The sequence below is a fragment of the Paractinoplanes lichenicola genome, assembly GCF_016785085.1.
GTDB classification, from domain to species: domain Bacteria; phylum Actinomycetota; class Actinomycetes; order Mycobacteriales; family Micromonosporaceae; genus Actinoplanes; species Actinoplanes lichenicola.
On sequence record NZ_JAENHO010000008.1, the window covers coordinates 16607 to 26741 of the forward strand.

Below are 10135 nucleotides of genomic sequence, written 5' to 3' on the forward strand. Positions count from 1 at the left end.
CTCCTTGGGTTGAAAGGGTTAGCGGGCGGAGCTGACGAGGGAGCTCAGCAGGAGGACGCCGCCGACGGTGAGGGCGATGACGGCGCTGACCATTGCCGCCGTACGGCCTGGGTGGTTGGGGTCCACCTTGGCGAGCTGGAGCAGCGTGAGGATCCCGATGACGGCGCCGCCCGGGAAGCAGAACAGCGTCAGCAGGGCCAGCGGCAAGTACCACCGGACGCCGCCCTCCAACGCCCACCGGGCGATCGCGCCGGGCGGGCGATAGCCGTAGGGCGGTGCGGGCGTGTGGAATTGGATTGGTGGCTGCTGGTACGGCGGTGGTGCCGGCGGCTGCGGCGGGAACATCTGACGCGGCGGCTGCTGTCGCTGTGGTTGCGGTGGCGGCTGCCGCGGGAACATCGGCGGCTGCTGCGGCTGAGGCGGTCGTTGGGGTGAGAATGGCGGGTGCTGCGTGGGTGGTGCCACCTTGGGCAGCTGCTCGTAGGCTCGCGGTTTCGGCGTGGCCGGATCGGGCTTGGGAGCGTGCAGGACGCGGTCGAGCTTGGCCAGCGCGGCGTCGTCGTATTTGCCCCCCACGACGTACACCTGCATGAGGGACTGCACCCACTCGGCGGGCTGCGGACGCTTGCCGGGCTCGAGCGGATCGGTCAGCCCGCGCCGCATCAGCGTGGCGATCCGCGGGTCGAGGTCGGCCGGGATCTGCTCGGGCGCCGCCCACTTCCCGCCGACCTTGCCCAGCTTGCCCCCGACCGGCAGCAGCAGCCCGCGATAGAAGGCCAGGGCCAGGCAATACCAGTCGCTGTAGTGGTCGTGGGCCGGCACCTCGTGGTCGATCACCCGCGGGTCGGTCCAGTAGACCGCCTGCACCCCGGTCTGCGGCGGCGGGTCCTGCGGCACCATGCCGTCGCAGTCGATCAGGTACGCGGCCGGCTCCGGGCTCAGCGTCCACGCCACGTTCTTGGCGTTCACGTCGCCGTGCACCAGCCCCTTGCTGTGCACGAAGTTGAGGATCTCGGCCAGGCGCAGCAGGACCACCATGCGATACAGGGCCGCGGGCGGCGACGACCGGCGCATCACCAGGAAGTCGAGCGTGTTGACGCTCTTGTACTTCGGGTGGAAGTAGCGGTCCGGGATCGCGGGCAGGACGCAGCCGATGATCTGGCCGTCCGGGCGGCGCACGATGTCGACCGGCCAGTTGATCGACGACTCGGGCTGCGAGCCGATCGGCTGCCCCTGCCGGATCAGCACGTCGCGGCCGACCCCGACCAGCCGGGTCAGGTGCTCGTCGGGCGGGGCCTTCTCGGGCGAGTGATATTCCTTGTAGACCCACTTCGGGTCGGTGGTGCGATAGATGCCGCCCACGCCGCCCTTGCTGATGGCGTCGCCGACGACCTCGTAGTCGCCGTACATGCCCCGCACGTGCCGCCGGGCCGAGACCGTGGTCATGAGGCGCCCATCCCCGAGATGCTGTCGATGTGGCCCCGCACCGGGCCCGAGTTGCCGCAGCGGGGGCAGTTGAAGACCTCCCACGAGGTGTCGTGACAACTCAGCTCGTGGCACCGCCCGCAGCGGACGAACCCGTCGGAGCCGCAGTAGGCGCAGCCGGGGTAATCCGGGGTGGTGCCGAACGACCCGGTGGTGGGGCCGCCGTCACCGGGCGGGATGACACTGCCCGCGCGCTGCTTGGACGCGCCCACCGCAATGAAGTCCGCCCCGTTGCGCTGGAACTTCAGGACCATGGGCTCGCGGTGGGTGCTGCAGACCATGCTGACGAACATCGCTTCCTGGTCCATCGCCGGCTCGTTCCTCTCGTGCGTCGTTGCCCGTCCCTGACGGACAGCTCCGGCGGACGGCGCCCCCGTCCGTCAGTAGTCAGCGACGGGAGGGGACACGTGGAGATCACCGAGCGCTGCGCCGCCATCAGCCGGGCCGTACGCGGTGACGGCGATCTGGACTCCGCGGTCGCCGACCTGCTCGCCCTTCCGGCCCATCTGCCCGTACGGGGTCCGCTCGCGGCCGGGCTGATCGATCGGATCCTGAGTTCCGGCCCCGCGCCCGACCTCGACCGCCTGCGGCACCTCGACGCGCTGCTGGCCGTGGCCGACCGCGACCCGCCGGCCGGCCCGGACTGGGAGCGCCGGCGCTCGGCCGCCCGCGCCCTGGCCCTGATGGTCGCGGCGGCCGAGGGCCGGCTCGGCGACCCCGGGGCGGCCCTGGCCGAGCTGGACACCCTGGCCGAGGGCCCGGCCGGCGCCACGATGACCGACCTGACCCGGATGGTGCTGCGCTACCAGCAGCGCGTGCAGCACGGCGACGAGTCGGCGGTGGCCCGGCTGACCGACGATTTCACCCGGCTGAGGGACAAGTTCGCCGATGTGCCGGCTCTGCGGCCCACCCTGGGGATGCTCGACCTGGCCCACGAGGTGATGGCCACGCACGACCGCGGCGACGACCCCGCGGAGGCGCTGGCCCGGCTTCGCGAGGCGACCGGGCAGCTCCCGGCCGATCATCCGATGCGGGTGTCGGCCGAGAACTCGGCGCGGATGATCGGGCCGCTGAACCGGCTGAAGTCCGGCCCGGCCGGCGAGACCGACCTGGCCGCCCTGCGGGAGCTGGCCGCGCAGCCCGGCCTGGCCGTCCACGACCGGGCGCTCTATCTCGCCGCCACCGGCATGTCCACGTTCCAGCACGAGACCGATCCGGCCCGGGTCGACGCCGGGATCGAGCAGGTGCGCGAGGCCCTGCTGATGACCCCGCCGAGCGACCCGCAACGGCCCTTCTACCTCGGTCTGCTCGCCCTCGGGCTGATGCGCCGCGAGGAGCTGGGCGGCCCGTTCGACAGCGTGCGCGAGGCCGCCCAGGTGCTGGAGGAGGCCCGCGCGCTGGCCGGCGGGCCGCGGCACCCGCAGTGGTCGATGCTCAGCGAGATGCTGACCTCGCTGCGGCGGCGCCTGCCGGAGGCCGACCGGCCCGGCCTGTCCGCCCTGGAGGGTCTGCGCGGCTACGCCTGGCGGGCCCTGGTGCAGCCGAACCAGGCGGCGGCGAAGGCGGCCGTGCGCGACGCCGCCCGCGACGCCATCGACATCGCCCGGCAATGCCTGAGCGAGGGCGGCCCGGCCGACGCCTTGCGGGCCCTGGACGCGGGCCGGGGGCTGACGCTGTTCGCGGCCACCCAGACCCGCGGGGTCGCCGAGCGTCTGGAGCGGGCCGGACGGGCCCGGCTGGCCGCCCGCTGGCGGGCCGCGAGCGCCGCCGGCGACCCGGACCAGCTGCCCGCCGACCTGCGGACCGAGGTGTGGTCGGCGTTGACCGCGGCCGGCGGCGACACCGGGCTGCTGGACACGCCCGGCCTGGCCGAGATCCGGGGCGCGCTGGCCGCCCTCGACGCCGACGCCCTCGTCTATCTGGTGCCCGCCGACGGGGTGCAGCCCGGCCTCGCGGTGATCGCCCCGGTCGGCGGTCCGCCGGCCTTCGTCGCGCTGCCCCACCTGCGGGTCGAGCAGGACGTGGACGTCGAGCGTTACCTCACCGCCCTGGCCCGGCGCGACGACGTCCGGCGGGACCTGCAGGCGGCCGGCGACGAGTTCGGCCGGGCGCTCGAGACGATGTGCGACTGGGCCTGGCGGGCCGCGATCGGGCCGCTGATCGAGCGGGCCCTGCCCCAGCTGACCCGCCCGCACCCGGGGCGCGTGCCGCGGGTCGTGCTGGTGCCGATGGGGGAGCTGGCCCGGATCCCGTGGCAGGCCGCGCGGGGCGGCGACGGCCGGTTCGCGGTGCAGCGGATCGCGATCTCGCAGGCGGCCTCGGCCCGGATGCTGTGCCACTCGGCCGCGCTGGCGCCGGTGCCGGCCGGCCCGCTCGGCCTCGTCGTGGGCGACCCCGACACCACCGGCGGGGCGCCCGACCTGCCCGCCGCGCGCCTGGAGGCGTACGCGGTGCATCGCAGTTTCTATCGTGCAGCGCGCTACGTCGGGCGGCGGCCGGACGGGCGGACGAGCTCCTCCGGCGCCGGCACCGCCGAGCAGGTGCGGGCCTGGCTGACCGCCACCACGCCGGACGCCGGGTCGACGCTGCACCTGGCCTGTCACGGCGTCATCGAGTCGAGCGGCCCGGTGACCACGTCGCACCTGCTGCTTGCGGGTGGCGACCGGCTGGCCGCCGACGAGCTGGTCGAGCTGATGGGCCGGGCCCCCGAGCGCGAGGTCGGGCTGGTCGTGCTGGCCGCCTGCCGCACGGGCCTGTCGATCCACGGCTACGACGAGGCGTACAGCCTGGGCACCGCCCTGCTGGCCGGGGGCGCCCGCTCGGTGCTGACCACCCAGTGGGGGATCCCGGACCGGGCGACCTCGGTGCTGATGTTCCTGTTCCACCACTACCTGGTCACGCACCAGCAGCCGCCGTGGCAGGCGCTGCGCGACGCCCAACTGTGGATGCTCGACCCCGCGCACGACCTCGACGTGCTGCCCGGCCCGCTGCGCACCCAGCTGGCCGGCGCGGACTCGGCGGACGTGGCGGCCTGGGCCGGTTTCATGCACTGGGGACAGTAGGAGCCTTCGATGTACGACCAGCAGATCGCCGGCGCCCGGGCCGCCCTCGGCCGCGCGACCGGCCCGGCCCGGGGCCGCCCGCTGCTCGAGCTGGGTCAGCTGCTCGCGATGCGGTACTGGCAGAAGGGCCCGGGTACGACCGCCGCGCTGCCCGACGTCGACGAGGCGATCACGGTGCTGACCGAGGGCGTGGGCTACCTCGATCCGGGCGACGCCATGCGGTTGCAGGCGATCGCCCAGCTCGGCACGCTGATCGGCGGCCGGGTCGTCGCGTACGGGGATGAGCCGGGCCCTCGCGAGAAGGCCATCGACCTGCTGCTAGAGGCGCTGGAACCGGACCGGCTGGTGCCCGTGCAGCGCGACACCTGCCGGCTGATCCTCGGGCAGCTCTACATGACCCGGGCGACCCAGGCCCTGCAGGCGCCGAACGCCGTGCACACCGCGGCCCGTACGGGGAATGCGTTGCCGGGCGGCGAGAACCTCGACCTGGCCGCCGACTGCTTCCGCCGGGTCGCCGCAGGCCCGGCCGCCAACGCCGAGATCGGGCACATGGCGCAGACGCTGGCCTCGGCGACGGAGTCGATGCGCGGCATGGTGAGCCGGATGACCGGGCCCGCCGGCGTCGACTTCGGGCCGATGATGACGTCGATGCAGGGCCTCCAGCAGCTCCAGGAGCGGATCCGCCGCGACGCCACCCCCGACGGCGCCACCCCGCCGATGCCCGCGTATCACGACGCGGACCGGATCGCCCGGGGCGACGCCCTCGACTACCCCGTCGCCGTCGTGCCGGGCCCCGAGCCGGTCGTCGTCACCCCGGTCGTTCCGCACCCACGCGTGGAGGCGGCGCCGAGCCTCGACTCGCTGCGCGGGCTCGTGCGGGACCGGATCGTGCGGGGCGCGGACCTTTACGTCGCCCTGGCCGGCCGGCTGCTGCCCGACGCGCCGCCGCTCGACGGGGAGGTGGTCGACGAACTGGTCGCGCTGACCACCAGGATCGTGCACGGCGGCGGGGACCGGCCGGGCGACCACCTGCTGGCCGCCTTCGCCCTGCACCAGCGGGGCCTGCGCGACGACGCCGACGGCGACGACTGGGCGGGCGACGACTTCCGGGCGGCCGGCGAGCACCTGCTCACGATCGCCGACGGCCTGGTCGCGCAGCCGGCCTCGCTCGTGTCGGCCGCGGTCACCCTGGCCGGGCTGCTCGACGAGCGCCACCCGGCCGGGCACCTGCTGACCGTCCTGGCCGAGCGGTTCTCCTCCGTACGGCTGGCCGCCCGCGAGACCGGTGCGCAGGCGTTCGCGCTGCCCCGCCCCGGCGGTGTCACGCTGCTCGACGTGGCGACGGGCCGGTTCGTGCCGGTCGCGCACGGCACGCCGCTGCCGAACCGGATCGTGGTCGCCGGACACCGGGCGCTCCCGGTCGGCGACGGCATCGTCTCGTACGTGTCGTCGGGCGCCCAACTCGTGACGCTCGCCGGGCGGGTGCGGGCCGGCCTCGGCGACGCCCCGGTCTTCACCGGCGACGACCCGGGCGGGCTGCGCGACCGCTTCTATCCGGCCGCGGCGTCGAGCGGCTGGGACGCCACCCTGCTCTATCTGGGCGGCGAGCTGCCCGACGCCACCCGGGTCGTCCGCGGCGGCGGGCGCCGGGGCGGGCTGGCCGTCGCCGGGCAGTTCGGCGCCGGGTTCGTGGCGCTGGCCGACGCGCTGCTCGACGCGGGCTTCGCCGGGGTGATCGGCTGGACCCGGCGGGTGCCCCCGGAGGTCGCCGCCCCGGTCCTGTTCGTGCTGCACCACCGCCTCCTCGTCGACGGCCTCGACCCGGCCACCGCGGTCCGCCAGGTGCGCCGCTGGCTGCGCGACCCGGGCCGCTCGCCGGTGCCGGGAATGCCCGGCACCCTGCCCGGCCGCGACGCCGCCCAGTGGGACTGCCTGGTGCTGCGCGGAATCTGACGAAGGTGTTGACCTCGTTCCCTGCACACGGTCTGCAATGGAGCAGACCGGCCGGGGCTAGCGAGGGAGCATCAGATGGCCACGAACGAGGAACTCATGCGGGCGAACCTGCTCGAGGTCTTCAACGAACGTGACGCCGGGCGCCGCCGCGCGGCGATCGCCCGGATCTACGCCCCCGACGTGCAGTTCAACGAGCCCGACGAGCCGGTCGTCGGGCACGCGGCCCTCGACGCCAAGGCCCAGGGCATCCTCGACGGCGCGCCCGGCTTCGTCTTCACGCCTGACGGCCCGGCCCAGGCCAACCAGGACCTGGGCTATCTGGCCTGGAACCTGGGCCCGGAGGGACAGGCGCCCGTCGTGCGCGGGCGGGACATCGCCCTGATCGCCGACGGCCGGATCGTCAAGGTCTACACCCTGCTGCAACCCTGACCCCCGCCGAGCACGGCGGCCGTTCGACACCGGCGGCGCCGGATCAGCGGGCGCAGGCCGGCGTGATGTCGCCGGGCGGCGCGCTGCTGGCGACGAGCAGGCCGAACGTGGTCGAGCCGGCGGGCGCCAGCGTCCCGTTGTAGGTGGCGTTGCCGATCGTGACGCCGTCGCCGCCCTCCCGGGTCACCCCGTTCCACAGCGACACGATCCGTTCGTCGCCGGTCCAGCGCCAGGAGACGTGCCGGGGGTGAGCCCGTTGACGGTGACCTTCCCGTTGCGCTCGGGGCCGGACACCGCCTCGGCCACCGGATCGGCCCACTGCCGGGCGTCCTCGGCGCCGGCGAAGAGCGTCACGGTGACCGGCGGGTCGTAGCCGCAGGGCGGGGCGAACAGGATCCCTGCCCCCTCCGAACGAACTCCAGCACCTCTCTTATATCGAAGATTGCAGATCTATTGAAGGCCGCGGGCCCGATTACAAGGTGCAGGTCGCGCCGGCGGCGGGCGGTTCGAGGTCGATCAGGTAGTCGGCGGCGGCCTGGTTGACGCAGGAGTTCGTCCCGGCCGTGACGATCGTGTGCCCCTCGCCGCGGACCGTGAGCAGCGCGCTGCCCAGGGATTCGGCGAGGCGGACGGCGCCGGCGTGCGGCGTGGTCGGGTCCCCGGTGATCGAGACGACGAGCGTACGGGGAAGGTCTTTGACGTTCTGGGCGTAGGGGAAGCCGAGAGTGGGCGGGGCCGGCCAGTGCTCACACCCGTCGCGGGCCCCGGTCAGGTCGACGCCCGGATCCATGAACGGCGCCGACTTGACGACTGCGGCGCGCAGTTCGTTGCCCTGCTGCTCGCTCAGCCGCTCCTCGTCCATGCAGTTGATGGCGTACAGGGCCTCGGAGAAGTTGGTCCAGGCGCCCTTCGCGTCGCGGCCGGAGAAGTCGAAACCGAGCTGGGCCAGCTCGTCGCCGCGGCCCTGCCGCACCTGGCCGAGGCCCTTGATGATGCGGGGCCAGGCCGCCTGGGTGTACAGCCCGGAGATCACGCCGCCCACCGCCGCGTCGAAGCCGAGCTCGCCGCCGAGGGCCGGGATCGGCTTGTCGTGGAGCGGGCGAACGATCTTTTGGAACTCGGCGGTGGCCGCCTTCGGGTCCCGGCCGATCGGGCAGCCGGCCTGCCGCGCGCAGAAGGCGGCCATGCGGTCGAACGCCGCCTGGAACCCGCTGAACGCGAAGACCCGCCGCTCCATGGTGCCCTGCCGGGAATCGATGGCCCCGTCGAGCAGCATCGCGCGCACGTTACGCGGGAACTGCTCGGCGTAGACCGCGCCGAGCCGGGTGCCGTAGCTCTGCCCGAGGAAGGTGAGCTTCTCGTCGCCGAGCACCACTCGCAGGACGTCCATGTCGCGGGCCACGTCCCGGGTGCCGAGATGCGCGAGAACGTCGGGGCCGCCCGAGCCCTTCGCGCAGCGCTCGACCAGCGCCCGGGTGTCCTGCTCGGTCCACTCGACGGTGGTGCCTTGCGTGGTCAGCGGCACGCTGCCCCGATCGGCCTCGGCGTCGGTGAAGCAGTCGACCGCGGGCCTGGTGGCGCCGACACCCCGCGGATCGAACCCGACCAGGTCGAACCGCTCGACGAGCGGGCTCTTCGCCTTGACCAGCCCGAGGGCGGTGGTGGCGGCCCCGAACACTCCCGATCCGCCCGGCCCGCCCGGGTTGGTGACCAGCGAGCCGAGCTTCTCACCGCCGGCGGCGCGACGAGCGACGGCCACCTCGATGGTGCGCCCGCCGGGGTCGTCGTAGCTCAGCGGCACCTGCATCCGCGTGCACTCCAGCCCGTCGACCAGCGCCATGATGGTGCTCTCGGTCTCGGTCGTGGCGTAGTCGTCGCATTTGGTCCACTGCAGCGTCTGCTGGTGGAATCGGTCGAGCCCGGCCGGCCCGCCGGAGGTGGCCGGGGCCGGGGGCTCCGACGTGCAGGCGGCGAGCGGCACGAGAAGCGCCGCGGCGGCGAGCCCGGCCACTGTTCGAGTCAGCTTTCCTGTGATCAGCACAGACATGCTTCCAGAACACCAGCCGGGCGGCCGCCTCGTTCAGGGCCGTCACGTCACCGCAAGAGATGACGTGGCGTCACTGGCAGCGGTGCCGAGCCGCCGTGCGGCGTCAGGCGGCCACCGGGGGCTTCGGGGGCTCGACCGCGGTGAGGCCGCCGTCGACGGGCACGACGGCGCCGTTGATGTACGAGCCGCCGGGCCCGGCCAGGAAGGCGATCACCTCGGCGATCTCCTCGGGCCGGCCGACGCGGCGCAGCCGCCGTCGGCCTGGATCTTTTCGACCACCTCGGTCCCGCGCTCGACGTCGCGGCCGGTCACCACGACGTTCGCGCCCCGCGCGGCCAGCATGAGGGCCGTCGCCCGGCCGATGCCGCTGGTGCCGCCGGTGATCAGGGCAGTCTTTCCGGTGAACTCGCTCATGGTCCAACCTCTTTCTGAATGTTGTCGGCGTAACCGCCTCAGCCAGCGGATAATTCCGTACCGACTGATTGGTTCAGAATTAACGTAGCAGTTATGGATCGATCGGTAAGGAATTGGTAAGCTCGATCACATGACCATCCGACGAAGCGCGCCGGTCGGCCGGCCGCGAGGCTTCGACGCCGACAAGGCCCTCGAGAACGCGATGCGGGTCTTCTGGGAGCACGGCTACGAAGGAGCGAGCCTCACCGACCTCACCGAGGCCATGGGGATCAATCGCACGAGCATGTATGCGGCCTTCGGCAACAAGGAGGAGCTGTTCCGCAAGGCCTGGGCGCGCTACGCCGCCGGGCCCGCCGCGTACGGCGCCGAGTCGCTCGTCGAGCCGACCGCCCGGCAGGTGGCCGCGGTCTTCCTCCACGGCGCGGTCCGCAGCGCCACCCTGCCCGGCTATCCCACGGGCTGCCTGAGCCTGCGGGCCTCGCTGATCGGGGGCGACGACGGGCAGGCGATCCGTGAGCTGCTGGCCGTCTCGCGCCAGGAGACCCGCACCCAGCTCACGAAGCGGTTCGAGCGTGCAGTCGAGGAGGGCGACCTGTCCCGCGAGACCGACCCGGCGCTGCTGGCGAGATTCATCATGACGATCGCCAACGGCGTCGCCGTGCAGGCCGCCGGCGGGGCCGATCGCGCCGACCTCGAGCTGGTGGTCGACGCCGCCCTGCGCAACTGGCCGCCCGTCTGACCGAAG

Annotated in this window: 11 protein-coding genes; 5 read left to right on the plus strand and 6 right to left on the minus strand. The window is 73.7% G+C overall.

All coding sequences use genetic code 11. From position 1 onward, the window contains the following. Positions 1–18: 18 nt before the first annotated feature. Together JKJ07_RS27305 and JKJ07_RS27310 are read right to left on the minus strand one after the other, a co-directional pair. Positions 19–1446, minus strand: coding sequence for a protein kinase family protein (locus tag JKJ07_RS27305; RefSeq protein WP_202994667.1), 1428 nt, complete (start codon positions 1444–1446; stop codon positions 19–21). Next, a complete protein-coding gene (locus JKJ07_RS27310) occupies positions 1443–1793 on the minus strand; it encodes a Com family DNA-binding transcriptional regulator (RefSeq protein WP_202994668.1) in 351 nt (116 codons plus the stop codon). Before JKJ07_RS27310 ends, JKJ07_RS27305 begins: the two co-directional genes overlap by 4 nt. A gap of 99 nt (positions 1794–1892) precedes the next feature. Between JKJ07_RS27310 and JKJ07_RS51865 the strand changes: the two genes are divergently transcribed. The 3 genes from JKJ07_RS51865 (at position 1893) to JKJ07_RS27325 (ending at position 6929) form a co-directional block, all read left to right on the plus strand. Next, positions 1893–4547, plus strand: a complete 2655-nt coding sequence (locus JKJ07_RS51865; protein WP_202994669.1) for a CHAT domain-containing protein — start codon at positions 1893–1895, stop codon at positions 4545–4547. Between the two features lie 9 nt (positions 4548–4556). Continuing rightward, on the plus strand, positions 4557–6500 hold the full coding sequence (locus JKJ07_RS27320) for a C15 family peptidase (RefSeq protein ID WP_202994670.1): 1944 nt from the start codon (positions 4557–4559) through the stop codon (positions 6498–6500). 75 nt (positions 6501–6575) lie between these two features. Beyond that, on the plus strand, positions 6576–6929 hold the full coding sequence (locus JKJ07_RS27325) for a nuclear transport factor 2 family protein (RefSeq protein WP_202994671.1): 354 nt from the start codon (positions 6576–6578) through the stop codon (positions 6927–6929). A 43-nt stretch (positions 6930–6972) separates the two neighbouring features. Here the strand turns inward: JKJ07_RS27325 and JKJ07_RS50160 are convergent, their stop codons facing one another. Beyond that, positions 6973–7134 carry a cellulose binding domain-containing protein gene (locus JKJ07_RS50160; protein WP_307834433.1) on the minus strand — a complete coding sequence of 54 codons (162 nt, stop codon included), beginning with the start codon at positions 7132–7134 and terminating at the stop codon, positions 6973–6975. A gap of 42 nt (positions 7135–7176) precedes the next feature. Between JKJ07_RS50160 and JKJ07_RS51245 the strand changes: the two genes are divergently transcribed. Further along, entirely contained in the window at positions 7177–7302 is a 126-nt protein-coding gene (locus JKJ07_RS51245; RefSeq protein WP_268919269.1) for a hypothetical protein, read from the plus strand. A gap of 99 nt (positions 7303–7401) precedes the next feature. On the opposite strand, the gene JKJ07_RS27335 is transcribed toward JKJ07_RS51245, so the two are convergent. The 3 genes from JKJ07_RS27335 to JKJ07_RS50165 all read right to left on the minus strand — a co-directional run bounded on the left by JKJ07_RS27335 (position 7402) and on the right by JKJ07_RS50165 (position 9390). Beyond that, positions 7402–8976, minus strand: a complete 1575-nt coding sequence (locus JKJ07_RS27335) for an alpha/beta hydrolase (RefSeq protein ID WP_202994672.1) — start codon at positions 8974–8976, stop codon at positions 7402–7404. Between the two features lie 103 nt (positions 8977–9079). Further along, positions 9080–9190 carry a hypothetical protein gene (locus JKJ07_RS27340; RefSeq protein ID WP_307834434.1) on the minus strand — a complete coding sequence of 37 codons (111 nt, stop codon included), beginning with the start codon at positions 9188–9190 and terminating at the stop codon, positions 9080–9082. Next, entirely contained in the window at positions 9187–9390 is a 204-nt protein-coding gene (locus tag JKJ07_RS50165; RefSeq protein WP_202994673.1) for an SDR family NAD(P)-dependent oxidoreductase, read from the minus strand. Before JKJ07_RS50165 ends, JKJ07_RS27340 begins: the two co-directional genes overlap by 4 nt. Positions 9391–9520: 130 nt before the next feature. Here JKJ07_RS50165 and JKJ07_RS27350 point away from each other — a divergent pair, with 130 nt between their 5' ends. After that, a complete protein-coding gene (locus tag JKJ07_RS27350) occupies positions 9521–10129 on the plus strand; it encodes a TetR/AcrR family transcriptional regulator (protein WP_202994674.1) in 609 nt (202 codons plus the stop codon). The last annotated feature ends 6 nt before the right edge of the window (positions 10130–10135 follow it).